Genomic DNA, 22790 nt, shown 5'->3' on the forward strand with positions numbered 1-22790 from the left:
GTATGCCTACGACCTCAACGGCAACCTGCAAGAAAAGACCGAACACGGCGATGACGGTAGTCAGCTGATCACCCGTTACGAGCGCGACTTCGCCGGGCGCCTCGTACGAAAAACCCTGCCCGACGGCAGTGTTGTGGATTACGCCTACGACCCCCAAGGCAACCTGCTTAGCGTCGACGACGGGCACTGGGCGCTGGCCTACGAATACGACGCACAAAACCGACTCACTGCCGAACACCAAGGCTGGGGCACCTTGCGCTATGCCTACGATGCCTGCGGCCACTTGCACCACCTGCGCCTGCCGGACAACAACCGGGTGGTGTTCAACCGTGCCAAGGGGGGACACCTCGCCACCGTCGAGTTGAATGGTGAAACGCTGACCTCACACCTGTTCAAATCCGGCCAGGAACGTCAACGCCAGCAAGGCCAACTGCTAAGTCACTACCACTACGACGACCAGCAACGGCTACATGCCCACACCGTCACTCAACAGCAGAACCACCTCTACCGGCGGCAGTACGACTACGACAAATCCGGCAACCTGAACCGCGTTCTCGACACCCGCAAAGGCGAACACCACTACAGCTACGACCCTCTCAATCGCCTCACCCGCGCCGACCATTCCCAGGACCACCAGGAACGTTTCGTACACGACCCGGCCGGCAACCTGCTCATGCAAAACCGCACCGGCCCGGACGTGGTGGCGGGCAATCGGTTGATGATCCAGGGGGATCGGCACTACGACTATGACGCGTTTGGCAATTTGATCCGTGAGCGTCGCGGCAAGGGGCAGCAGCTTGTCACCGAGTATCGCTACGACTGTCAGCATCGATTAATCAGCGTCACCACCGCCAACGGGAAAAGCGCCAGCTACCGCTACGACCCGTTTGGCCGACGCATCAGCAAAACCGTTGAAGGCGTGACAACGGAGTTCTTCTGGCAAGGCGACAAACTGATCGCCGAACACCATGCGGAGCGGCATCGCAGCTACCTCTACGAACCGGACAGTTTTCGCCCGCTGGCCCTGCTGGAAGGTTTCGGTCCTACAAAAACCAAGCCTTACCACTACCAACTGGACCACCTTGGAACACCCCAAGAACTGACAAGCGCCGACGGCGAAATCGTCTGGTCTGCGCACTACCGTGCCTACGGGGAAATAGCCCGTCTCGATGTGGGAATAATCGATAATCCGCTGCGTTTCCAAGGCCAATATTTCGACGCGGAAAGCGGGCTGCACTACAACCGGCATCGCTACTACAATCCGGATATTGGGCGTTATCTGACGCCAGACCCGGTGAAGCTGGCGGGTGGGATCAATGGGTATCGGTATGTGCCCAATCCTACGGGGTGGGTGGATCCGTTAGGGTTGAGTAAGTGTCCGGGCGGCGATGGATGTAAACCCAAAGCTGAAGCAGTAGCCCCCACGGAAGCATCAACAGTAAACAAGGGGGAGCCTGGACAACCTACAAATAGCACCGAATATCTATATCGTGGAGACGACAAACAACCTGAACATGTTTTTCAATATGGGTTCAAGAGCAAGGGCGATAGCAATGACTTGTATTTACACGCCTTGGATAGCAACAACCCCCCAAGCAACTTCATAAGCACGTCTCCATCTAAAATGATCGGAATCGATTTTGCGACTAGATACGGAACTCAAAAGGGGTTTCTCTACGCACTGAAAAAAATTCCCGGAAGAGACGTAAATAAAGAGCTAGGAAAACTCGCGCCTTTTGACGCGGAAGCAGAGATTGCTATACAAAGCAAAATCGACACAAAGGACATCTTGGGTGCAACCCCCATTAAGCGTGACGGCAGCTACGTGGGCTATTCGATTCCGAACCCAAATAGGAGCACAAAATGAAAACACAAAAAGTCAAAGCCATAATAAACGGAATGGAAACATACGTAACCTTCAAATATGACTCTGGTCATGGGAAGCTGAAATTTTCTGAAGCAGATAACTTCTCCAAGATTTACGAAGCGGCAGATATATACATTTGCCTGGCAAAAGTCAGGGCCGACTTCCCTCACATACAATTCCTATGCAAAGGAGCAAAAATAAACGTTAAACCGTCGAGCATGGCCTCACAAATGAGTGGTGGAATGGTCGCATACGAATTAACCCTAGGAAAACGCACAACGCGAAAAGACTTAGTTAATATATTCGACTATGAGGTTGACAACCTCACGAATGATCCAAACGAGCAGGATAAATTCTATAAAAAATGGATAACTTCGATAGGTGCCGATAGAGTTGACCCTCCAGAACAGAGTGTCAACGAAAAAAACTAACTACAACCCTTCTCAGTTTACAAACTCGCTATTGAAGCGATGGCGAGAAGACCTGCCAAAAACCAGCCAAGAAGACCCATCAACCTGGTAACACCACCAAACCTGTAGTGAGCGAGCTTGCTCGCGCTGGGCCGCGCAGCGGCCCCCACCCCAGGCAACGCGTTTTTCAATCAGGTCCGAGTCGTGCTTGTTGGGGCTGCTGCGCACAGCGCGAGCAAGTTCGCTCACTCGAATAAGGTTTGAAAGCCATCCAGGAGATAAAGGCCCCTATGCGCCAAGACATCATGGAGAGCACTACCACACAGAACTCATTGAGCTTGACGAGGCGCCCCCTAGAAAAACAGGATTTGTTGAGATAAGGACAACCAGAGCACTCCTGTATCCAACAAATATTTGAACATTACAGCCGCTCCCAGTAGGCCTCTCCCACAGATCTACGGCGAAATCACCCGTCTCGATGTGGGAATAATCGACAACCCGCTGCATTTTCAAGGCTAATATTTCGACGCGGAAAGCGGGCTGCACTACAACCGGCATCGCTACTACAATCCGGATATTGGGCGTTATCTGACGCCGGACCCGGTGAAGCTGGCGGGTGGGATCAATGGGTATCGGTATGTGCCCAATCCTACGGGGTGGGTGGATCCGTTAGGGTTGAGTAAGTGTCCGGGCGGCGATGGATGTAAACCTTCATCTGTCGCTGAAGAACCCTCAGCACAAGCGACAATAAAAAAAGCTGAGCCCGACGACCTACACCGAGTGAAAATGAAAAATATCTCTATCACGGAGATAAAAGACGTCCCGATGATATATTCGAAAACGGATTTAAAAGCAAAGGTGAAAGTGAGGACCTGTTTTTACATGCAGTGGACAGTGACGACCCTCCAAGCAATTTTATTAGCACATCTCCGCAACGCTCAGTCGCTATAAATTTTGCAACCAGTTACGGAACCAAAAAAGGCTACTTGTACATTTTAAAAAGCATTGAAGGACACGATATAAACCTGGAGCTTGGATCTCAGGCACCTTACCCAAAGGAAACAGAATCTGCCATTCACAAAAAAATAAACACTGAAGATATAATAGGCGCAACCCCATTAAAGTCCGATGGAAGCTATATAGGCTATTCAATTCCAAATCCGAATAGGCGATAAAATGAAAACACAAAAAATATGGACATTAATCGACGACGAGAAAACAGAGGTCACCGTAAAGTATAATATTGAAAAACTTACAATGACATTTTCAGAAGCTGACAACTTCAAAAAAACCTACACAGGTAAGGACATTTACGACTGCCTAGCTAATATCAGAGCAGAGTTTCCGAATATAACTTTTCTATGCAAGGGCGCAAAAATAAATGTCAAACCATCCAGAATGGCATCTCAAATGAGCGCAGGGTTGGTCGCATATGAAATGACTTTAGGCAAACAAGCATTCAATGAAAATATTGTTCACTTATTTGACTACGAAGAAGAGAACCTTACGAATGATCCTCGAGAACAAGCTGAATTTTTTAAAAAATGGTTGGCTTCGTTAGGCGCACAAGACTATGAAAAATTTAACTAAATGATAAACACGCCCCCCTGACACTACATCTTTTGTAGTGAGCGAGCTTGCTCGCGCCGGGCCGCGCAGCGGCCCCACCCCAGGCAACGCGTTTACTCAACCCGGTCCGGACTGTCCTTGTTGGGGCTGCTTCGCAGCCCAGCGCGAGCAAGCTCGCTCACTACCATTACCCGTTAGCCGGTCCCGAGTGGGTGTTCCTCAATGAGATATTTAGAAACAGAAACTGATGCAGCCCCAAAACAGTAATACGACTAACTAAAAGTTTTGAGAAAAAATGAGCTATTTAGACGACGAGCTGATTGCAGACCTAAAAAGACTCAATATCAACTTCAGCATTCTCTCTGAAGCCGAACATGCTGCAATCGTCAGGCGAATCAATGAGCGTATCCTTTTTGCTGGAAGTCAAATTCCAAAAAGCCAGCCAAGAAGACCCATCAACCTGGTAACACCGCCAAACCTGTAGTGAGCGAGCTTGCTCGCGCTGGGCCGCGCAGCGGCCCCCACCCCAGGCAACGCGTTTTTCAATCAGGTCCGAGTCGTGCTTGTTGGGGCTGCTGCGCACAGCGCGAGCAAGTTCGCTCACTCGAATAAGGTTTGAAAGCCATCCAGGAGATAAAGGCCCCTATGCGCCAAGACATCATGGAGAGCACTACCACATAGTACTCAAACCGAATAATTTGAGTTGGAAGCAGGCTGAAAAACAAAAACTGTTATTGAAGGTAAAACCCGAAAATTATGACCCCGAACAAGGGACAGGCTTCTTGCCGGGCGAACGACACCCAGGAATCTGACATGACAAAATTCCCCGTCTCTGATGGAACAATTGAAAAAATAACCTGCAACCGAAATACCCTCTTGTTGGAGTTCACAGACTGGCAAGAAAAATCATGGCTGGTAACTTTTGAAGGTCTCATCGCATTTCAAGGTGTGAGCGCTGTTGGCGCAGAAATATGCGATATGTACGAAGAGAAAACTTCGTTTCTTTCCAAAGAGGCAGAACGGCTGGAGCTAGGTGAGACAGGAATCAGCTACTGCTTCACATCAAGCAACGGTGGAGAGGTGATATTTATAGTGGTTGCTGGCGGCTACAGTGCTGTGGAGATTTAAACCTTCCTAGTACCCAAAAACCTGTGGCGAGCGAGCTGGGTCGCGCAGCGGCCCCACCCCAGGCAACACGTTTATTCAACCCGGTCCGGACTGGCTGCTTCGCAGCCCAGCGCGAGCAAGCTCGCTCACTACCACTACCCGTTAGCCGGTCCCGAGTGGGTGTTCCTCAATGAGGTATTTAGAAACAGAAACTGATGCAGCCCCAAAACAGCAATACGACTAACTAAAAGGTTTGAGAAAAAATGAGCTATTTAGACGACGAGCTGATTGCAGACCTAAAAAGACTCAATATCAACTTCAGCATTCTCTCTGAAGCCGAACATGCTGCAATCGTCAGGCGAATCAATGAGCTTATCCTTTTTGCTGGAAGTCAAATTGCTTGGAGCGCCTTGGAGAACAGCATCAACTTCGGATCAGCCTCATCAAACCTGGCGATTTTTATACTTGCCAAAAAAATCAGTGCAATGGCTGACGGTGAATTTATATTTATCGGCGACTCGGCCTGTGACGATGCCTACTCTGTAAAGGTCGAACACCTAGAGCAGGCGCTGAGAATCTTTTCTGAATTACCACAACATACTTACATTTTGCAGAAGTCAGTGGCTTGGATTGCCTGCATCTCGTTTGAAGGCCACCTAGATTTCGCAAATATTTCCTGTGGTTAAAGAGAAGAGTATCGGGGCGGCTATGCAGCCCAGCGGGTGTAGAACCGTAGACATCCTTTACATCTGAAACCGGGTACATCGTTTACACATTTTAGGCTTGGACGCGGCTCATGCCTCGTCCAAGCCTCCCTAGGGTCGCCAAACACGGTAAAGAGATACCGAGTACATCAATGAAAAAACGGTCGATAGATGGAACGAACCCAGCCACTGGAAAAAAAGGGAAAATCAGTTCCAGCTCTCAGTTCAAGAGTTGGAAAATACAACTCCACACACTCAACAAAGCCATTAATAGAATGCAAGGTAGCAACCCTTCATATACAGGATATGACTCTTTCGGCAATCCGACGATAAGAATGGAAGCACCAGACGCAGGACACGGATATAAGCCAAACAAGAAAGACAAATACAACCCCAAATACATCGAACACATGGATCACGTCGAAGTAAGATTTGATAAAGATGATATAACTCGCCCATTCACTGCTTTCCCATATTGAGTCTAACATGTTGAAATCGCCATTCAGAGATACACCTTTTACGCCAAAGCTCTCTTACATCCTAGCTGCACTATCAATATATGACCTTGAAGAAACCAAAGGTGAAGCACTATGGAAACATGACCCAAACAACACTGAAGACAGGGAAAAAATAATAACCGACTTTATTCTCAAGGAGCTTATGTACCTGTCGTACAGACACCGCCATGTATTAATTTCGATGTTAAAAAGCGCCTTAACCACTCAAGACTTCGACTTCGCCAAAGAATTCGAAAGTGATCACGACAAGTACGAAATAATGGCCTGGGACGAAACCGAAATAGACGACCCCCGAGGCTTCTTCGCCGACATCTACCGAATCGCCAACGAAGTCTGGAAAGACGACCTCCAAAAAGCCAGCCAAGAAGACCCATCAACCTGGTAACACCGCCAAACCTGTAGTGAGCGAGCTTGCTCGCGCCGGGCCGCGCAGCGGCCCCCACCCAGGCAACGCGTTTATTCAATCCGGTCCGGACTGTCCTTGTTGGGGCTGCTTCGCAGCCCAGCGCGAGCAAGCTCGCTCACTACCATTACCCGTTAACCGGTCCCGAGTGGGTGTTCCTCAATGAGGTATTTAGAAACAGAAACTGATGCAGCCTTAGAAAACTTATCCATTGAGAAAAAAGCTCAACACCAGTGAGTTGAAGGTGCTGACTTCCGCCCTTTGCTAAGTTTTCTACTACTGACCGGATACCCAATAGTTCAATGAATAAGCCACCGACAGAACTCCAGCAATTTCTGGGGGCGCACTTCAACCAAGACTGGGCAGAGGAACACTCCTCGGCCGACGAAGTCGGTTAACGCATTCCTGCACGACTCACCTAGGGAAACAATCATTACCGTAAAAGGAGAATTTTAGAGCTGATAAACTCACATGCAAATGAATTAGACCTTCAAAAAAACCTGTTGCATGAGCAGTACTGCTACTACCACTATGCATCTCAGTGGAAGTCAGGGAGGTTATGGCTTGAGCACATAATCGAGATCTTCAACGAATATTTAAAACACAAAAATATTCGTCAAGAATAAAGTAGGAATTCCTTCCTCGAGAACAAACTAACTCCCACCGATTGAACTACTTAAACAAAACAATCCGTGGGAGCCAAAACTCACCGCTTCACCACCCCTCCTTCAACATCCGCAACTCCAAGCACTGCAACAACATAATCGTCTTCCCATCCACAATCTCCCCACTCTGCACCATCCCCAGCGCCTGCTCAAACCCCAACTCCAGCACCTCAATATCCTCGCCCTCCTCCTCCAATCCACCGCCTGCCCCCACTTGATCGGACGGTTGATACTCACCGAAAAAGAAGTGAATCCGCTCCGTCACAGACCCCGGGCTCATGAACGCCGCATAGATCTTCTCTACATGGCCGACTCGATACCCCGTCTCTTCCTCCGCCTCCAGGCGAATACGCTCTTCCGGGCTGGCGTTGTCCAGTAAACCGGCGGCGGCTTCGATCAGGTAGCCGTGGTAATCATTGACGAAGGTGGGCATGCGGAACTGGCGGGTCAGCAGCACCGTGCGTTGCTCGCGGTTGTACAGAAGGATGGTCGCGCCATTGCCGCGGTCGTAGACCTCGCGGTTCTGGGTTTGCCAGCTGCCGTCGCGGCGGCGCAGGTCGAAGGTGTATTTTTTAAGCAGGTACCAGTTTTTCGAAAGGGTCTCTTCGGCGGTGATGCGAACGGGGCTGTTGTCCATGGTCGGTCCTTTGCTCAGGGGGAGGTGAGCATGTCGCGGGGCCGAGGCCAGCGTCAAGCGCGTGATTGACGTAACACTTTGCAAGCAATCCCCGTGAACGACCGTCGAATTAATTCCTTCACCACCAGACCTTCTGTTAAAACCCCTGCTTCACCTTCGCCCTGGAACCTTCATGTCGTCACGTTTTCTGTCGCGCCCACGCCTGCGTCGCTTCTCCCTGTTGTGCATGGCGCTGTTGATCATCGGCCTGCCGGTGGGTTGCAGCGTGCTGCAACACAAAGAGCGCGAGCTGGTGTTTCGCATCGAACCGGGTACCGCCGGTTGGTACACCGGCTTGCCCAAGGCGGTGCAGGAATTCGAGCTCAAGCCCGCCAGCTTCAAGTCGGGACAGAACATCCACGCCTGGTGGTACCCGGCAGCCAAGAAGGACGCCCCCGCCATCCTTTACCTGCACGGCGTGCGCTGGAACCTCACCGGGCAGTTGTTTCGCATCGAGCAATTGCACGCGCTGGGCTATTCGGTGCTGGCCATCGACTATCGCGGTTTCGGCCAGAGCCACGGCGAGCTGCCGTCGGAAACCACGGTGTACGAAGATGCGCGCATCGCCTGGGAACGTTTCCAGACCCTGCAACCCGACCCGAGCAAACGCCTGATCTACGGGCACTCCCTCGGTGGCGCGGTGGCGATCGACCTGGCGGCGGAGTTGGGCAAGCAGCTGCCGTTGCCGGTACGGGGACTGGTGATCGAGTCCACGTTCACTTCGTTGGCAGATGTGGCCACGGCGGTGGCGAACACGTCGTTGCCGGTGCGCTGGTTGCTGTCGCAGAAATTCGATTCCATCGACAAGATTGCCGACATCCGCATGCCGCTGCTGGTGGTGCATGGCCTCGATGATCGCTACGTGCCGCCGCGTTTCAGCGAGCAGTTATTCAAGGCCGCCCAGGAACCCAAGCGCTTGATGCTGGTGCCCGGCGCCAGCCATAACAACAGCATGAGCCTGGCCGGTCGCAGTTACGGCCAGGCGTTGGACAAATTGATGCAAGCGAAGATGCCAGCCCAGATGGTGACACACTCCACAGGCCGCAACGGCGACTCATAAAACCGCTTTTCGGCACTGGGTTCGCGCTTGCGTGTCAAGCGCCAACCCTGGCCATACTGGCCCGCGCCGGCAGTTGATCAAATATTAACCTTTGGTTAAATCGCCATACCCGCCGGGGTCTTGCAAAGTTATCCACAGAGATACCCACGGTTTTCGTGGACAACTCTTTTTACTTTTTTACGATTTTTTTGCTGAGCAAAGGCTTTCGGGAAATGTACCCGGCAGCAAAATCTCGCGATTCACATCGCGTATATCGTTATAGCCACACAGCGCCATCGACACGTCCAGTTCACGGGCGATGATCTCAAGCGCCTTGGTCACGCCCGCCTCGCCCAACGCCCCCAAACCGTACAAATGCGGGCGACCGATCATGGTGCCTTTTGCGCCCAGCGCCATCGCCTTGAGCACGTCCTGGCCGGAACGGATACCACCATCGAGCCACACTTCGATGCGCTCACCCACCGCGTCGACAATCGCCGGCAATTGGCTGATGCTCGACGGCGCGCCATCCAGCTGGCGGCCACCGTGATTGCTCACCACCAGCGCGTCCGCACCGGCGTTGGCCGCCAGCCGCGCGTCTTCCACATCAAGGATGCCCTTGATGATCAACTTGCCGCCCCAGCACTTCTTGATCCACTCCACATCGTCCCAGCTCAGGCGCGGGTCGAATTGCTGGGCGGTCCACGACGACAACGAACTCATGTCCGCCACGCCTTTGACATGCCCGACGATATTGCCGAAGCCCCGGCGTTTTGTGCCGAGCATGCCCATCACCCAACGCGGCTTGGTGGCCATGTTGAGGATATTCGCCAGGGTCAGCTTGGGCGGCGCCGACAGGCCGTTGATCAAATCCTTGTGGCGCTGCCCGAGGATCTGCAGGTCGAGGGTCAACACCAGGGCGTCCACTCCGGCAGCCTTGGCGCGTTCGATCAATTGCTCGATAAAACTGCGGTCACGCATCACGTACAGCTGGAACCAGAACGGCTGGCCGACGTGTTCAGCGATGTCTTCCAGGGAGCAGATGCTCATGGTCGACAACGTATAGCGCAGGCCAAACGCAGCGGCCGCACGGGCCGTGAGGATCTCGCCATCGGCATGTTGCATGCCCGCCAGGCCGGTCGGCGCCAAGGCGACGGGCATTGCCATGTCCTGGCCGATCATGGTCGCGCGGATCGAACGTTCATCGATGTTGCGCGCCACCCGTTGGCGGAATTTGATGTGGGCAAAATCGCTTTCGTTGGCGCGATAAGTACTTTCAGTCCAGGAGCCGGAATCGGCGTAATCGTAGAACATCCTTGGGACCCGTTTTTGCGCCAGCTTGCGTAAATCTTCGATGGTGGTGATCAACGACATCTGAGTGACCTCTCCCTGAACTGAGCACAGAGAGTAACCGCCCATCGGCTATGCAACCAGCCATTGCGTTTGCAACGGCGGGCGACTAATCTCGCATAAACCCGCAAAAAAGCGCACAAACATGCACAACACCCATGAAGCCATCGACCTGCCTTCCCTGCGCAAACAGAAGATCCTGTTACTGCTGGAGCGCGACGGCAAGGTCACCGCGTCGGAATTGGTAGAGCACTTTGCCGTGTCCCAGGACACCATCCGCCGCGACCTCGGCGAACTCGCCGCCGCCGGTTTGCTGCAACGGGTGCACGGCGGCGCCCTGCCCCGGCCCAAGGACACCGGCAAGGACTTTTTCACCCGTGTCGGCGAGACCAATCAGGCCAAGCGCCGGCTCGCGCAACTGGCCGCAGAACAGGTGGAAGACGGCCAGATCGTGCTGTTCGACTCCGGTTCCACCACATTGCAGATTGCGCAGTCGCTGCCGCGCTCGATCCGCCTGACCGTCGTGACCCCGTCGCCGATGATCGCCATCGCGCTGGCGGACCATCCGCAGGTCAACGTGATCCTCGCGGGTGGCCAGCTCAACCCGGCGACCTTGTCCACCAGCGGCCAGGAAGCCGTGCGCCTGATTCAGAGCGTCAAGGCTGACGTGCTGTTTACCGGCGTCTGCGCCTTGCACCCGCAGGTCGGGATCAGCTCGCTGCATTTCGATGAAGTGGCGGTCAAACAGGCCCTGCTCGATAGCGCCTCCCATGTGGTGGCGGTGACCATGGCCGACAAGCTCGGTGCGGTGGAGCCCTTTGTGGTGGCGCCGTGCAGCCGTATTCACACACTGATCACCGAGTGGCATGTGCCGAGTGTGGAGGCGTATGAACAGTTGGGGTTGCAAGTGCTGCGAGTGGAAGTCGAATAGCACAACGAAAACAGGCGCCGCAATGGCGCCTGTTTTCTATACGGTCCTGGTTCAATTTTTACCCTGTTGTGGCATCTCGCGTTTCGGCCCGAACATCGCCCAGGCGATCAGCCCAAACAGCGGCACAAAAATCAGAATCACCAACCATAATCCTTTCGACTCCCAGCCCCCTGTGCTGCGCAAAACGATATTGATTGCCCACAATTCCAACAGCAGCAGAATCACTGCCAAACCGATCCAGATGTATTGAATTTCCATGCTTCACCTCCTAGGTCGTGTGCGTTAGGTCAAGCAACGGCCGCCAGGGTTCATAAAACTTTGCACAAAAAACCGGGGGTTGTGGAATGCAACGTGCCACGCGGCCAACCATGCAACCTGCACGATAGCCTGGCTTTCACAGAACCCGTATCCAATTGAATTACCTGACTATTTTAAAACCGCTCAGGTTGGTACGACTGATGCACTCCAGTACGGGACGAGGCGTGCATTTCGACACGCCCTGGTTCTCCTGTGAGGTATCACCCATGAATGCCATTGATCTGCTCAAAGCCGACCACGAACGCGTAAAGGCCCTGTTGACTCAATTGAGTGAGTCCACTGAACGCGGGGTAAAAAAACGCACTGAACTGTTGGCCAAGCTGGAGGCGGAAATCAGTTTGCATACCAAACTTGAGGAAGAAATCCTCTACCCCGCTTTCAGGAAAGCCGGTGGCAAGGAACAGGACATCATGTATCACGAGGCCAAGGAAGAGCACCGCACCGTCGACTCCCTGGTATTGCCCGACCTTAAACAGACCGAACCTTCAACCACAGAATTCTCCGGACGCGTCAAAGTGGTCAAGGAACTGTTGGAGCACCACATCGAGGAAGAAGAAACCGAGATGTTCCCGCAGGCGAAAAAGCTGCTGGGCAAGGCGCGCCTTGAAGAGTTGGGCGCCGAAATGGAAGCGATGAAAGCGGCGCACAAGAAATTGCAGTCCAGCAAGCCAATGGCGGCTTAACCACGCAAACCTGCTCAGGCAGCTGACGGCTCATCGGTGACTGGCGGCTCGGGCACAACGCCCCAGTCGCCATGTTCATACCAGTCATCACCCAGCATCTCCCCCGGGTGCATTGTACGATCGGCCCCGTTGCCGCAGGCCAGGTCGGTCGCGGCGCAGTAGCGGTCACAGCCCCAGCAGATACGCTCGGGGTGCTTGGGGTGCAGTGGGAAAGGCTTGGCCATGATCGGGTTCCCTGGCGGCTGGCTATGCCTGCAACGTACCTGGATGGCACTCACCTGGCCTTGACCGGCATCAAGCCCGGCAATCATGAAATATCCTCGAAACTTGACAAGAATCATTATTATTCACGCCAGACCTTCCTAGACTCGGGCTCCCTCTCCCCACCCGTCAGGAAGCCTCCATGCGTACCTCTTCTTTGCTGCCCATCGCCCTGCTGCTGAGCACCTCGGCGGCACTCGCCAAGGAATACCCGATCGGCGAACCGCAACACTGCCCGGGGCTGGAAATCGGCGCGGTGTACCTGCAACCGATCGAGATGGCACCCGCCGGCATGATGCGCGCCACCGCCGATTCCGATGTGCACCTGGAAGCAGATGTGCGCGCCACCGCGGACAATGCCCAAGGCTTTCAGGAAGGCAGTTTCGTCCCCTATTTGAACCTGTCGTTCACCCTGAAAAAACACGGCAGCGAAACGCCCATCAACGGCGATTTCCACGCCATGGTCGCCAACGACGGGCCGCACTACGGCGACAACGTCAAGCTGCAAGGCCCCGGTAAATACACCCTCACCTTCACCGTACTGCCGCCCTCCGGCCACCACTCCCTGGGCCTGCACACCGACAAGGAAACCGGGGTCGCCCCGTGGTTCGAACGCTGCGAAGTGCACTACGAATTCGTCTATGCCGGCATCGCCAAAAAAGGCGGCTATTGATGCGCCGTGCCCTGTGGCTGGGCGGCGTTCTGCTGAATGGCACGGCGTTGGCGGCGCCATTGCCGGTGTATGAACTGAGCCTGCAGGACGGTCACTTCAACCCGCCACAACTGGCCGTCAAGGCTGGCGAGCGCTTCAAGATCGTGCTCAAGAATATCGGCCAGGGCCCGGCGGAATTTGAAAGCACGCCCTTGCGGGTGGAGAAGGTGTTGTCGCCCGGCGTGACCACCTTCGTGGTGATCCACCCGCTCCAGCCCGGCGTGTATCCGTTCTTCGACGAGTTCAATCCCCATCTGCCTGAAGGCAGCATCCGCGCCGACTAGGAGCCGTTGATGAATCAATCGATGTTCATTGTGTGGCGCGAAAGCGTCGAGGCGCTGTTGGTGATCGGCATCCTGCAAGCCTGGATCAGCCGTCAGGCCGGTCATTCGCGCCTGGCGCGTTTCCTGTGGGCCGGGGTGCTGCTGGGGCTGCTCGGCTCCGCCGGTTTGGCCGGGTTGATGCTGTGGGCTGGCGAAACCATGAGCGGTGCCGAGGGCGAATGGCTGCAAGCGGCGCTCACACTGATCGCCAGCGGCTTGATGGTGCAGATGGTGTTCTGGATGCATCGCCACGCGCCCACCCTCAAACACCGCCTGGTGAGTGAAGCCGACCAGCGCCTGGCCAGTCACGGCGGCTGGGGGGTGCTGCTGTTGGCGCTGTTGGCGGTCAGCCGCGAAGGCAGTGAGACCGTGGTGTTTTTGTATGGTGCCGGTGCGCGCCTGCACGACGAGGCGCTGGGGTTGTTCGCCATAGGCGGCGTGCTCGGCCTGGTGCTGGCCGGGCTCACGGTGCTGCTGTTGCGCGGCAGCCGACGGTTCATCTCCTGGTCGGGATTTTTCGCCCTCAGCGAAGCGTTGCTGTTGCTGCTCGGCGGTGCCTTGCTGGTGGCAGCGGTGGACCGTATCAGCGGGCAACTGCTGGCCATGGACATGCCCGACTGGGTCTATGCGGCCTTTGGCGACAGCCGCTGGGACAGCAGCGCCTTGCTCAGTGACAGCCACGGCCTGGGCGCCTTGCTCGCCGACTTCGCCGGCTACCGCGCAGCGCCGAGCCTGATCAGCGTATTGGTGCTACTCGGCTACTGGCTGCTGGTGGGCGGCGGCCTGCGCCGGGCGCGGCGCGTAGCATGAGCCGCCTGCAACAGTTGGGCGATGGCATGCGCCGTCACGCACGGTTGATCCGTGCCGTGCAATGGGCCGTGGTGCTGGTGTACGCCGCCCTGCTGGTGGTGCCGGCGCTGCTGCCACTGCCGGACAGCCAGGCGCGTGTGCTGGGCAACCTGACGCTGCTCGCGCAGTTCGTGTTCTGGGGGATCTGGTGGCCGTTCGTGTTGCTGTCGATGGCGCTGTTCGGGCGCCTGTGGTGCGGCGTGCTGTGCCCGGAAGGTTCGCTGAGCGAATGGGCCAGCACCCACGGGCGCGGCCTCGGCATTCCGCGCTGGCTGCGCTGGGGCGGCTGGCCCACCGTGGGGTTTTGCCTGACCACCGTCTACGGCCAACTCATCAGCGTGTATGACTACGCCCAGGCCGCGCTGCTGATCCTCGGCGGCTCGACCCTGGCCGCCGTGGTGGTCGGCTTGCTGTTCGTGCGCGGCAAGCGCGTGTGGTGCCGCTACCTGTGCCCGGTCAGCGGCGTGTTCGCCCTGCTCGCGCGCCTGGCGCCGGTGCACTTCGCGGTGGATGAACAACGCTGGAAAGCCAACACCGCACCGCGCCTGCCACTGCCCAACTGTGCGCCGCTCCTGGACATTCGCCGCCTGCAAGGCGCCAGCGATTGCCACGCTTGCGGGCGTTGCAGCGGCCAACGCGGCGCCGTGCAACTGATCGCCCGCTCGTGCAACCAGGAAATCCTCCAGACCCCACGCCAACCGGCCAACCCCTGGGACGCACGCCTGCTGTTGTTCGGCGTGATCGGCCTGGCCATGGGCGCCTTCCAATGGACCGTCAGCCCCTGGTTCATCGCTCTCAAGCAATACCTCGCCGAATGGTTGATCAGCCGCGACTGGCTATGGCTGCTGCAAGACAACGCACCCTGGTGGCTGCTCACCCACTACCCGCAACTCAACGACAGCTTCAGTTGGCTGGATGGTCTGTGCATCCTGCTGTACCTGGCGGGCAGTTCACTGCTATTCGGTGGCGGCGGCTGGCTGCTGTTGCGCCTGGCCGCGTATTTGGCGGGCGATCGCGCACTGTTTCGGCCCCTGGCCCTGACCCTCACGCCCTTGGGTGGTGCGGGATTGTTTTTGGGATTGTCGGCGACCACGGTGAAATTGCTGCGCTACGAAGGATGGCTGCTGGCGTGGGTGCAACCATTGCGGGCGGGGATATTGCTGGCGGCGATAGGCTGGTGCCTGTGGTTGGCGTGGCAACAACTCAAGGGCCTGCCTCGCGGGCGGGCGTGGCTGTGTGTGCTGATGAGTACCGGGTTGATCGGTTATGGCTGGTGGCTGCAGTTCTGGGGCTGGGCCAGTTGAGTTAGGCAAACCCAATGCGGGGAGGAGGCACGCCCCCTCCCACCTTTTCCAAACCCACTCTAGACCTTGAAGCGCGCCACCGTCTGGTGCAGCGCACTCGCCATCCCCGCCAGGTCATGGCCTGCCGTCTCGGTGTGCAACGCCCCTTGCAGCACCTGCTGCGACAAGCTGCGAATACCCACCAGATTGCGATCCACCTCCCGCGCCACCAACGCCTGTTCCTCGGTGGCACTGGCGATCATCAGGTTGCGCTCGTTGATCTGCGAGATCGACCGGGTGATTTCCTCCAGCGCCTCGCCCGAGCGTTGTGCCACGCCAAGCGTCGCCTGTACCCGTTCGCTGCTGCTGTGCATCGCCGCCACCGCATGTTCAGTGTCTTCGCGGATGTTACCGATCATCTGCTCGATCTCCTGGGTCGAGGCCTGAGTGCGATGGGCCAGCGCGCGTACTTCATCGGCCACCACCGCAAAGCCACGTCCGGCATCGCCGGCGCGGGCGGCTTCGATGGCGGCGTTGAGGGCCAGCAGGTTGGTCTGGTCGGCAATGCTGCGGATCACTTCGAGCACGCCGCTGATGTCTTGCACACGCCCGGCCAGTTGCTGGATGCGCTCGGAGGTTTCCACCACGCCGGTGGCCAGGGTGTTGATCGACGCCACGGTCTCCTGGACCTGCGCCCGCCCACGCTGGGCAGTCTGCTCCGACAGGCGCGAAGCCTCGCTGGTGCTCACCGCATTGCGCGCCACGTCGTCCACCGCTGCCGTCATCTCGTTGACCGCCGTGGCCGCCTGTTCGATCTCCTGGCCCTGGGACTGCAAGCTGCTGCTGGTCTGGCTGCTCACCGCGCTCAACTCTTCGGAGGAACTGGCCACACCGTCCACCGACGCTGCAATGTGCCGCACCATCTGGTTAAGGTTCTGCTGCATCTGGTGCAGGTTGCGCATCACACTGCCCTCGGCACTATTGCCCACCGGCACGACGATGGTCAGGTCGCCCTGGGCAATATGGCTCAACACCCGCGCCGCCTCATCCGGCTCGCCGCCCAATGGGCGAATAACGCTGCGGGTGACGATCACGGCCGCCGCGACCACCAGCGCCAGGCACAGCAGGAACAGGCCGAGCATGTTGCGCCGCGCCTCGTCATACAGGGTCTGCGCCGCCTGCTCGCGCTCGGCGAACAACCGCCCCTGCATCGCCATCAGCGCGTCCAGGCTCTTGAATACCTGCGCTTCGGCCGGCATCACCTGTTGCTTGAGCTGGGCCAGGCCCTGCTCGCGAGCGCCCTGCTTGATCAGCGCCTGCACCTGGGTGAAGGCGGCCACGTAAGTCTCGCGATGGGTTTTCAAGGTGGCGTAGGCAGCCTTGCCTTCGGCGCTGTCGAGCAGCGGTTCAAGGGTGGCAAACGCCTGGGTGATGCGCTGGCGCGTGGCGCCAATGGCCTCCTGGGCCTGCGGGTTGTCCTGGTCGATCAGCAAGTCGCGGGTGTTGCGCCCGTTATCGCGCACACCCGTGGCGATCACCATGATCGGTGCGATCCGCGGCCAGTCCTGCTGCACGATCTGCTCGGACTGCTGTTTGAGGGTTGCCAGGTCGTGCAAGGCGTAAAACACCAAGCCCACCAGGGCCAGCGGCGCAATCGCGAAGCCGATGACAATGCGTTGTGCCGTGGTTAACTGCGTCATTCTGAACATTCCTTGATGAACACCTGCCCACCATGGGCAGCATCTGTAAAAAGCCGGTTGAGGGTGCTGGTCACCCTCGCAATACAAAAGCGGGAAACAACTCGCGGATACGCCCCCACAACTCCGGTAACCGCACCTGCAGCGGCGAACTCGGCAGCTGCGTATCGAGCATGCTGGCGGTCCGTACCATCTGCACGGCAAAGCGCTGCACACCTGCGGCTTGCAAGCGCTGGGCCAGCAGCAGCAGGCGTGCGGGATCGATCAAGTGCCAATGCACGGTGGTGCGGCACTCGTAATCCACGCCACTGGCGAGCAAGGTGTCGAGGCTGCGCCAATTGGCGGCGCCGCTGCCCTTGACCTGGGTCACCGACTGGCAGTCCTCGGCCAGCGCCTTGACGTCAAACCCGACCCAATCGGCATGCCGCAACGCATTGGCAAAGCCTGCCGGCTTGATCCCCGCGCTGTGCAAACCAATGCGAAAACCCAGCGCGCGCACTTCATCCATGGCCGCCGGCAAGCCTTCCTGCAAGGTCGGTTCGCCGCCGCTGAATACCACCGCGTCGAGCAGGTCCTGGCGGCGCTGCAGAAACAGCAACACCCGGCGCCAATCAATCTCCGTGCTGGCGCGCGGCGGGATCAGGTCCGGGTTGTGGCAGTAACGACAACGCCAGGCGCAGCCCTGGCAGAACAGCACGCAGGCGAGCATGCCGGGGTAGTCGAGGGTGGTCAGGGGCACCAGGCCCCCGACCCGTAGCGCTCGACTCATTGGCGCCCGGCCGCAGCGGCCGTTTCGGTAAAGTGCACACGCTCCTGGTGCTCGGATTGCTTGCCGGGGTTGAACGCCGAGACTGGCCGGTGATAACCCATCACCCGGGTCCAGACTTCGCAGCGCTGACGTTGTGGCTGGGTTGCTTGCATAGTGACTCTCCTTGGGGTTGAAAAAAGCTTATCGGGCCGCGGCCAGGACCTCGTCGCACTTGGGGCAGAACTCATGTTCGCCCGCCAGGTAGCCGTGCACCGGGCAGATCGAAAACGTCGGCGTGACCGTCAGGTACGGCAGGCGGAAACGCCCCAGCGCCTTGCGCACCAACTGCTTGCAGGCCTGGGTCGAGGAAATCTGCTCGGCCATGTACAGGTGCAACACGGTGCCGCCGGTGTATTTGCATTGCAGTTCGTCTTGCAGCTCCAGGGCTTCGAACGGGTCCTGGGTGAAGCCCACCGGCAATTGCGAGGAGTTGGTGTAGTACGGCGCGACCGCGCTGCCCGCTTGCAGGATCTGCGGATAGCGCTTGCGGTCTTCCTTGGCGAAACGGTAGGTGGTGCCTTCCGCCGGGGTCGCTTCGAGGTTGTAGAGGTGGCCGGTTTCTTCCTGGAACCGCAGCAAGGTGGCGCGCACGTGGTCAAGCAGCTTGAGCGCGAATTCGCGGCCCTGGGCGGTGTGCATGCCCTGCTCGTCGTCGCTGAAATTGCGCAGCATCTCGTGCATGCCGTTGAGGCCGATGGTCGAGAAGTGATTGCGCAGCGTGCCCAGGTAACGCTTGGTGTACGGGTAGAGCCCGGCGTCCATATGGTGCTGGATCACCTTGCGCTTGACCTCCAGACTTTCCATCGCCAGTTCCATCAGGTTGTCCAGGCGTTGCAACAAGCCCGAGGTATTGCCCTTGAACAGATAGCCCAGGCGCGCGCAGTTGATCGTCACCACGCCGAGGCTGCCGGTCTGCTCCGCCGAACCGAACAGGCCGCCGCCGCGCTTGAGCAATTCGCGCACATCCAGTTGCAGGCGGCAGCACATCGAGCGCACCTGATTGGGTTGCATGTCGGAGTTGAGGAAGTTCTGGAAATACGGCAAGCCATAGCGCGCCGTCATCTCGAACAGGCGGTCGGCGTTGGGGCTGTCCCAGGGGAAATCGTGGGTGATGTTGTAGGTCGGAATCGGGAAGGTGAACACCCGGCCCTTGGCGTCCCCGGCCTGCATCACTTCGATGTAGGCACGGTTGATCAACTCCATTTCGGCTTGCAGGTCGCCATAGGCGAACGGCATTTCCTCACCGCCGATCACCGGAACTTGCTCGCGCAGGTCTTCAGGGCACACCCAGTCGAAGGTCAGGTTGGTAAATGGCGTCTGGGTGCCCCAGCGCGACGGCACGTTGAGGTTGTAGATGAACTCTTGCAACGCCTGGCGTACTTCGGGGTAGCTCAACTGATCCTTGCGCACATAGGGCGCCAGGTAAGTATCGAACGAGCTGAACGCCTGGGCCCCGGCCCACTCGTTTTGCAGGGTGCCGAGGAAGTTGACCATCTGCCCCAGGGCGCTGCTCAAGTGCTTCGGCGGCCCCGCCTCGACCCGGCCCGGCACGCCGTTGAGGCCTTCATGCAACAACGAGCGCAGCGACCAGCCAGCGCAATAACCGGCGAGCATGTCCAAGTCATGGATATGCAGGTCGGCCTCGCGATGCGCACGGCCGATCGCCTCACTGTAGACCTCATCCAGCCAGTAATTGGCGGTGACCTTGCCCGCCACATTCAGCACCAGCCCACCGAGGGAATAGCCCTGGTTGGCATTCGCCTGCACGCGCCAGTCTTCACGGTCGAGGTATTCGTTCATCGACGTGGCGACTTCCACCAGAGTCTTGCGATCGCGGCGCAAGCGGCCGTGCTGCTCGCGGTAGACGATGTAGGCGCGCATCGACAGGAAGTAACCGGCGTCCATCAATACACGTTCGACGCTGTCCTGGATTTGTTCCACGTCCAGCCGTTCGATCCCCCGCAGCCGAGCCAGCACCGCGCCCAGCAACACGTCGACTTCGGCGGCCTGGTACTCAGCGGTGGCGTTGCCGGCGGCGATCAGGGCTTGGCGGATTTTTTCGGCGTCGAAGGGGGCCAGGGTGCCGTCGCGCTTGTAGAGATGGGTGCTGGCCAGCGGGGTGAGAGCGGTTTGCATTGGGAGGCTCCAGACACTACATATAGATGGTTTTGATTCTTTTGACACAATATGCAGTGATGTTACGGAGGTTGGTTTGGGCGACCATTGATCGGGGTCAAGTTTTTTCAGATCGTGCCCATAACCATTGCTTCGGTAACGGCGGCCATTGGTTCCGCCCTTACGGCGGGTCACTTTTGGAAAAGCCCCAAAGTAACCAAAAGGCCTTCGCCCCAACACTCGGCGCCTCGCTTAGGCTCGGTATGCCCGTAATCCAACATGGAGTTGGGGGGCCGCCTAAGATCAAAAGCCAGAGCCAGAGCCAGAGCAAACCGCAGTTCCATCTGAATACATGGAGATCCAAATGTGGGAGCGGGCTTGCTCGCGAATGCGGTGTGTCAGTCCACTCATTCATCGGCTGATCCACTGCATTCGCGAGCAAGCCCGCTCCCACAGTTTTGAACCCGTTCACCCCGCCCACGCCGGTCGGCTTTAAGGCCGCCGCGCTCTGGCTTTTGATCTTACTTGCCCCGTCAAACACGCTGGCCGGAAAGTGACCCGCTGTAAGAGCGGAACCATCGGTGGCCGTTACCGAAAAAACGGCTATGTACACAAGGCCAATCACCCCCCACTCATATTCATAAACCGCACCACCTGCACCTCCCCCGCCCCGGTGAAATCATGGCGCAACGGCTTACCCCGCAACGCCTTGTGCAACGCCTCGATCAGCGGTTGATCGTCCAGTGGATAGCGCCTGAGCAACCCACGCAGATCCAACGCATCCTCCTGCCCCAGGCACAACAACAAACGCCCCTCCACCGTCATGCGTACCCGGTTGCAGCTGCCGCAAAAGTTGTGCGAGTTCGGCGAGATAAACCCGATGCGCGTGCCCGGATGCCGTGCCAGACGCACATAGCGCGCCGGGCCGCCGCTGCTCTCGGCGCTGTCGAGCAGCTCATATTCCCGGGCGATCACGGCGCGCACCTCGTCACTGGGGCAAAACGTCTCGCCCCGCGAACGGCCCACATCGCCCAGGGGCATTTCCTCGATAAAGCTGATGTCGATGCCCTGCTCGATCGCATAACGCACCAACGCCGGCACCTCGTCGAAGTTGCGCCCCTTCATTACCACGCAGTTGAGCTTGACCCGCTCGAACCCCGCCACGCTGGCCGCCTCGATGCCGCCCAGCACCTGGTGCAAATCACCGTTGCGCGTGATCGCGCGAAACCGCTCGGGATCAAGGCTGTCGAGGCTGATATTCATGCGCTTGACCCCCGCCGCCGCCAACGGCCGCGCCAACCGCACCAGCTGCGAGCCGTTGCTGGTCATCACCAGCTCGCGCAAACCGGGCAGCGCAGCGATGTTGCGACACAGCTCGACAATGCCCGGCCGGATCAGCGGCTCACCGCCGGTGAGGCGGATCTTGCGCACGCCCTGCCCCACAAACAGCGCGGCCAGGCGTTGCAGTTCTTCCAGGCTCAGCACCTGCTGGCGTGGCAGAAAGGTCATGGTTTTCGCCATGCAGTACACACAGCGAAAATCACAACGGTCGGTCACCGACAGGCGCAGGTAGTCAATCGAACGGCCGAGCCCATCCACCAGGCTCATATCACTGCACCAACGGCGAGTCGGCGCCCTGCAAGGCGAGGCCACGGATGTCCGCCGCACCAATCAGGGTTTGCAGGTACTGCACCAGCGCCTTCTGCCACACGCCCTGCTGCAACTGGGTGCGGATCGCGCCGGCCACCGCTTCATAGGGCAACGGCTGGCCTTCGACGCGCTGGTCGATGCTGATCACGTGCCAGCCGTAGCGGCTTTCCAGGGGTTTGTCGGCCAGCCCCGGGGCCAGCGTGAACAGTTGCCGCTCCAGTTCCGGCACGGTCTGGCCCTTGCTAATCTGGCCCAACGAACCACCCTGAGCCTTGGACGGGCACGCCGAGTACTTGAGGGCCAACTCGGCAAAACTGCCAGGCTCCTGGGTCAGGCTCAGCAGCAGGATTTCGGCCTGTACATGGGCCATCTGCCGCGCTTCGGCATCGTCCGGCGCGCATTCGAGCAGGATGTGCCGCACCGCCAGCAACGGCGCGCTGTGGAAGCGCCCGCGATTGCTTTCGAAGTAATGCAGGCAGGTCGCCTCATCACACTGCGGCACGCTGATTTCACGCTCCAGCAGCAAACGCGTAGCCGCTTCCTCTTCGTTCTCGCCGGGGCCGATGTCCATGGCCAGGCCGAGTTCGGCAATGCGCTGCTGCAACAGCTCGCGGATCACCAACGCCCGGGCGGCCAGGTACACCGCCGATTCACGGCTCTCGGCCGGGTGGTATTGCAACTCCAGGGCCATCGCCTCGGGCGCGATGGGCACACCGTTGACGCTGATGATCGGCCATTCCTGTTCACTGCTGGCGATCAATTCAGGTGCCGCTGGCACCACCTCCACTTGAGGTTCCGGCGCTGGCGCCGACGACCCACAACCCCCGCCACATCCGCATCCTGTTGTCATGA

Annotated in this window: 26 protein-coding genes and 1 pseudogene; 17 read left to right on the forward strand and 10 right to left on the reverse strand. The window is 58.0% G+C overall.

Going from position 1 to position 22790, the window contains the following annotated elements; genetic code table 11:
• The 10 genes and pseudogenes from IB241_RS24240 to IB241_RS24285 all read left to right on the forward strand — a co-directional run.
• Nucleotides 1–1867: RHS repeat-associated core domain-containing protein (locus IB241_RS24240; RefSeq protein ID WP_192300709.1), on the forward strand; the 1867-nt coding region annotated here is incomplete at its 5' end.
• The gene (locus IB241_RS24245; protein WP_192300710.1) at nt 1864–2298 is read left to right on the forward strand and encodes a hypothetical protein; all 435 of its coding nucleotides are present in this window, start codon (nt 1864–1866) and stop codon (nt 2296–2298) included. The genes IB241_RS24240 and IB241_RS24245, both read left to right, overlap by 4 nt.
• A gap of 435 nt (nt 2299–2733) precedes the next feature.
• Nucleotides 2734–3042: pseudogene (locus tag IB241_RS28030) on the forward strand (RHS repeat-associated core domain-containing protein); the annotation flags it as partial.
• 65 nt (nt 3043–3107) lie between these two features.
• Nucleotides 3108–3452 (forward strand): hypothetical protein, encoded by a 345-nt coding sequence (locus tag IB241_RS28035; RefSeq protein ID WP_192300799.1) that lies wholly within the window; start codon nt 3108–3110, stop codon nt 3450–3452.
• Between the two features lies 1 nt (nt 3453).
• Nucleotides 3454–3867, forward strand: coding sequence for a hypothetical protein (locus IB241_RS24260; RefSeq protein ID WP_192300711.1), 414 nt, complete (start codon nt 3454–3456; stop codon nt 3865–3867).
• Between the two features lie 274 nt (nt 3868–4141).
• Nucleotides 4142–4330 carry a hypothetical protein gene (locus IB241_RS24265; protein ID WP_192300712.1) on the forward strand — a complete coding sequence of 63 codons (189 nt, stop codon included), beginning with the start codon at nt 4142–4144 and terminating at the stop codon, nt 4328–4330.
• 329 nt (nt 4331–4659) lie between these two features.
• Complete coding sequence (locus IB241_RS24270) at nt 4660–4974, forward strand: hypothetical protein (protein WP_192300713.1); 315 nt, start codon at nt 4660–4662, stop codon at nt 4972–4974.
• 242 nt (nt 4975–5216) lie between these two features.
• Nucleotides 5217–5639, forward strand: coding sequence for a hypothetical protein (locus IB241_RS24275; protein WP_192300714.1), 423 nt, complete (start codon nt 5217–5219; stop codon nt 5637–5639).
• Nucleotides 5640–5749: 110 nt separating this feature from the next.
• Nucleotides 5750–6136 (forward strand): hypothetical protein, encoded by a 387-nt coding sequence (locus IB241_RS24280; RefSeq protein WP_192300715.1) that lies wholly within the window; start codon nt 5750–5752, stop codon nt 6134–6136.
• Between the two features lie 7 nt (nt 6137–6143).
• A complete protein-coding gene (locus IB241_RS24285; RefSeq protein ID WP_192300716.1) occupies nt 6144–6560 on the forward strand; it encodes a hypothetical protein in 417 nt (138 codons plus the stop codon).
• Between the two features lie 732 nt (nt 6561–7292).
• On the opposite strand, the gene IB241_RS24290 is transcribed toward IB241_RS24285, so the two are convergent.
• Nucleotides 7293–7880 carry an NUDIX domain-containing protein gene (locus tag IB241_RS24290; RefSeq protein WP_192300717.1) on the reverse strand — a complete coding sequence of 196 codons (588 nt, stop codon included), beginning with the start codon at nt 7878–7880 and terminating at the stop codon, nt 7293–7295.
• Between the two features lie 172 nt (nt 7881–8052).
• On the opposite strand from IB241_RS24290, the gene IB241_RS24295 reads away from it, so the two are divergent.
• On the forward strand, nt 8053–8979 hold the full coding sequence (locus IB241_RS24295; RefSeq protein WP_192300718.1) for an alpha/beta hydrolase: 927 nt from the start codon (nt 8053–8055) through the stop codon (nt 8977–8979).
• A 177-nt stretch (nt 8980–9156) separates the two neighbouring features.
• Here the strand turns inward: IB241_RS24295 and IB241_RS24300 are convergent, their stop codons facing one another.
• Nucleotides 9157–10332, reverse strand: coding sequence for an alpha-hydroxy acid oxidase (locus IB241_RS24300; protein WP_192300719.1), 1176 nt, complete (start codon nt 10330–10332; stop codon nt 9157–9159).
• A 121-nt stretch (nt 10333–10453) separates the two neighbouring features.
• On the opposite strand from IB241_RS24300, the gene IB241_RS24305 reads away from it, so the two are divergent.
• A complete protein-coding gene (locus IB241_RS24305) occupies nt 10454–11239 on the forward strand; it encodes a DeoR/GlpR family DNA-binding transcription regulator (protein ID WP_192300720.1) in 786 nt (261 codons plus the stop codon).
• 51 nt (nt 11240–11290) lie between these two features.
• On the opposite strand, the gene IB241_RS24310 is transcribed toward IB241_RS24305, so the two are convergent.
• The gene (locus IB241_RS24310) at nt 11291–11497 is read right to left on the reverse strand and encodes a PLDc N-terminal domain-containing protein (RefSeq protein WP_192300721.1); all 207 of its coding nucleotides are present in this window, start codon (nt 11495–11497) and stop codon (nt 11291–11293) included.
• A gap of 266 nt (nt 11498–11763) precedes the next feature.
• On the opposite strand from IB241_RS24310, the gene IB241_RS24315 reads away from it, so the two are divergent.
• Nucleotides 11764–12240, forward strand: coding sequence for a hemerythrin domain-containing protein (locus IB241_RS24315; RefSeq protein ID WP_192300800.1), 477 nt, complete (start codon nt 11764–11766; stop codon nt 12238–12240).
• A gap of 14 nt (nt 12241–12254) precedes the next feature.
• On the opposite strand, the gene IB241_RS24320 is transcribed toward IB241_RS24315, so the two are convergent.
• Nucleotides 12255–12464 carry a DUF3079 domain-containing protein gene (locus IB241_RS24320; protein WP_192300801.1) on the reverse strand — a complete coding sequence of 70 codons (210 nt, stop codon included), beginning with the start codon at nt 12462–12464 and terminating at the stop codon, nt 12255–12257.
• A gap of 179 nt (nt 12465–12643) precedes the next feature.
• Here IB241_RS24320 and IB241_RS24325 point away from each other — a divergent pair, with 179 nt between their 5' ends.
• From IB241_RS24325 to IB241_RS24340, 4 genes are read left to right on the forward strand one after another with little or no spacing between them, the layout of a single operon-like run.
• Nucleotides 12644–13174 carry an iron transporter gene (locus IB241_RS24325; RefSeq protein ID WP_192300722.1) on the forward strand — a complete coding sequence of 177 codons (531 nt, stop codon included), beginning with the start codon at nt 12644–12646 and terminating at the stop codon, nt 13172–13174.
• Nucleotides 13174–13497 carry a cupredoxin domain-containing protein gene (locus IB241_RS24330; RefSeq protein WP_192300723.1) on the forward strand — a complete coding sequence of 108 codons (324 nt, stop codon included), beginning with the start codon at nt 13174–13176 and terminating at the stop codon, nt 13495–13497. The genes IB241_RS24325 and IB241_RS24330 overlap by 1 nt, the downstream gene beginning before the upstream one ends.
• 9 nt (nt 13498–13506) lie before the next feature.
• Entirely contained in the window at nt 13507–14346 is an 840-nt protein-coding gene (locus tag IB241_RS24335; protein ID WP_192300724.1) for an FTR1 family iron permease, read from the forward strand.
• Nucleotides 14343–15689, forward strand: coding sequence for a 4Fe-4S binding protein (locus tag IB241_RS24340; protein ID WP_192300725.1), 1347 nt, complete (start codon nt 14343–14345; stop codon nt 15687–15689). The genes IB241_RS24335 and IB241_RS24340 overlap by 4 nt, the downstream gene beginning before the upstream one ends.
• 59 nt (nt 15690–15748) lie before the next feature.
• Here IB241_RS24340 and IB241_RS24345 read toward each other — a convergent pair whose 3' ends face one another.
• The 6 genes from IB241_RS24345 to IB241_RS24370 all read right to left on the reverse strand — a co-directional run bounded on the left by IB241_RS24345 (nt 15749) and on the right by IB241_RS24370 (nt 22788).
• Entirely contained in the window at nt 15749–17368 is a 1620-nt protein-coding gene (locus tag IB241_RS24345; protein ID WP_192300726.1) for a methyl-accepting chemotaxis protein, read from the reverse strand.
• A 70-nt stretch (nt 17369–17438) separates the two neighbouring features.
• The gene (locus IB241_RS24350) at nt 17439–18134 is read right to left on the reverse strand and encodes an anaerobic ribonucleoside-triphosphate reductase activating protein (RefSeq protein ID WP_192300727.1); all 696 of its coding nucleotides are present in this window, start codon (nt 18132–18134) and stop codon (nt 17439–17441) included.
• The gene (gene nrdD, locus IB241_RS27720; RefSeq protein ID WP_192300728.1) at nt 18131–18286 is read right to left on the reverse strand and encodes an anaerobic ribonucleoside-triphosphate reductase; all 156 of its coding nucleotides are present in this window, start codon (nt 18284–18286) and stop codon (nt 18131–18133) included. Before nrdD ends, IB241_RS24350 begins: the two co-directional genes overlap by 4 nt.
• Before the next feature lie 28 nt (nt 18287–18314).
• Nucleotides 18315–20309 (reverse strand): ribonucleoside triphosphate reductase, encoded by a 1995-nt coding sequence (locus tag IB241_RS24360; protein ID WP_192300729.1) that lies wholly within the window; start codon nt 20307–20309, stop codon nt 18315–18317.
• A gap of 600 nt (nt 20310–20909) precedes the next feature.
• Entirely contained in the window at nt 20910–21896 is a 987-nt protein-coding gene (moaA, locus tag IB241_RS24365) for a GTP 3',8-cyclase MoaA (protein ID WP_192300730.1), read from the reverse strand.
• A 1-nt stretch (nt 21897) separates the two neighbouring features.
• Nucleotides 21898–22788: a peptidylprolyl isomerase gene (locus IB241_RS24370; protein ID WP_192300731.1), complete on the reverse strand. Its 891-nt coding sequence runs from the start codon at nt 22786–22788 to the stop codon at nt 21898–21900.
• Nucleotides 22789–22790: the final 2 nt, after the last annotated feature.

The sequence above is a fragment of the Pseudomonas sp. PDM05 genome, from assembly GCF_014851685.1.
Classification (GTDB): domain Bacteria; phylum Pseudomonadota; class Gammaproteobacteria; order Pseudomonadales; family Pseudomonadaceae; genus Aquipseudomonas.

What these genes read in the sequence shown, in the direction of transcription:
- IB241_RS24245 (WP_192300710.1), top strand. Translation starts at nt 1,864, where the DNA reads ATGAAAACACAAAAAGTCAAAGCCATAATAAACGGAATGGAAACATAC.
- IB241_RS24260 (WP_192300711.1), top strand. Translation starts at nt 3,454, where the DNA reads ATGAAAACACAAAAAATATGGACATTAATCGACGACGAGAAAACAGAG.
- IB241_RS24265 (WP_192300712.1), top strand. Translation starts at nt 4,142, where the DNA reads ATGAGCTATTTAGACGACGAGCTGATTGCAGACCTAAAAAGACTCAAT.
- IB241_RS24270 (WP_192300713.1), top strand. Translation starts at nt 4,660, where the DNA reads ATGACAAAATTCCCCGTCTCTGATGGAACAATTGAAAAAATAACCTGC.
- IB241_RS24275 (WP_192300714.1), top strand. Translation starts at nt 5,217, where the DNA reads ATGAGCTATTTAGACGACGAGCTGATTGCAGACCTAAAAAGACTCAAT.
- IB241_RS24280 (WP_192300715.1), top strand. Translation starts at nt 5,750, where the DNA reads ATGCCTCGTCCAAGCCTCCCTAGGGTCGCCAAACACGGTAAAGAGATA.
- IB241_RS24285 (WP_192300716.1), top strand. Translation starts at nt 6,144, where the DNA reads ATGTTGAAATCGCCATTCAGAGATACACCTTTTACGCCAAAGCTCTCT.
- IB241_RS24290 (WP_192300717.1), bottom strand. Translation starts at nt 7,880, where the DNA reads ATGGACAACAGCCCCGTTCGCATCACCGCCGAAGAGACCCTTTCGAAA.
- IB241_RS24295 (WP_192300718.1), top strand. Translation starts at nt 8,053, where the DNA reads ATGTCGTCACGTTTTCTGTCGCGCCCACGCCTGCGTCGCTTCTCCCTG.
- IB241_RS24300 (WP_192300719.1), bottom strand. Translation starts at nt 10,332, where the DNA reads ATGTCGTTGATCACCACCATCGAAGATTTACGCAAGCTGGCGCAAAAA.
- IB241_RS24305 (WP_192300720.1), top strand. Translation starts at nt 10,454, where the DNA reads ATGCACAACACCCATGAAGCCATCGACCTGCCTTCCCTGCGCAAACAG.
- IB241_RS24310 (WP_192300721.1), bottom strand. Translation starts at nt 11,497, where the DNA reads ATGGAAATTCAATACATCTGGATCGGTTTGGCAGTGATTCTGCTGCTG.
- IB241_RS24315 (WP_192300800.1), top strand. Translation starts at nt 11,764, where the DNA reads ATGAATGCCATTGATCTGCTCAAAGCCGACCACGAACGCGTAAAGGCC.
- IB241_RS24320 (WP_192300801.1), bottom strand. Translation starts at nt 12,464, where the DNA reads ATGGCCAAGCCTTTCCCACTGCACCCCAAGCACCCCGAGCGTATCTGC.
- IB241_RS24325 (WP_192300722.1), top strand. Translation starts at nt 12,644, where the DNA reads ATGCGTACCTCTTCTTTGCTGCCCATCGCCCTGCTGCTGAGCACCTCG.
- IB241_RS24330 (WP_192300723.1), top strand. Translation starts at nt 13,174, where the DNA reads ATGCGCCGTGCCCTGTGGCTGGGCGGCGTTCTGCTGAATGGCACGGCG.
- IB241_RS24335 (WP_192300724.1), top strand. Translation starts at nt 13,507, where the DNA reads ATGAATCAATCGATGTTCATTGTGTGGCGCGAAAGCGTCGAGGCGCTG.
- IB241_RS24340 (WP_192300725.1), top strand. Translation starts at nt 14,343, where the DNA reads ATGAGCCGCCTGCAACAGTTGGGCGATGGCATGCGCCGTCACGCACGG.
- IB241_RS24345 (WP_192300726.1), bottom strand. Translation starts at nt 17,368, where the DNA reads ATGACGCAGTTAACCACGGCACAACGCATTGTCATCGGCTTCGCGATT.
- IB241_RS24350 (WP_192300727.1), bottom strand. Translation starts at nt 18,134, where the DNA reads ATGAGTCGAGCGCTACGGGTCGGGGGCCTGGTGCCCCTGACCACCCTC.
- nrdD (WP_192300728.1), bottom strand. Translation starts at nt 18,286, where the DNA reads ATGCAAGCAACCCAGCCACAACGTCAGCGCTGCGAAGTCTGGACCCGG.
- IB241_RS24360 (WP_192300729.1), bottom strand. Translation starts at nt 20,309, where the DNA reads ATGCAAACCGCTCTCACCCCGCTGGCCAGCACCCATCTCTACAAGCGC.
- moaA (WP_192300730.1), bottom strand. Translation starts at nt 21,896, where the DNA reads ATGAGCCTGGTGGATGGGCTCGGCCGTTCGATTGACTACCTGCGCCTG.
- IB241_RS24370 (WP_192300731.1), bottom strand. Translation starts at nt 22,788, where the DNA reads ATGACAACAGGATGCGGATGTGGCGGGGGTTGTGGGTCGTCGGCGCCA.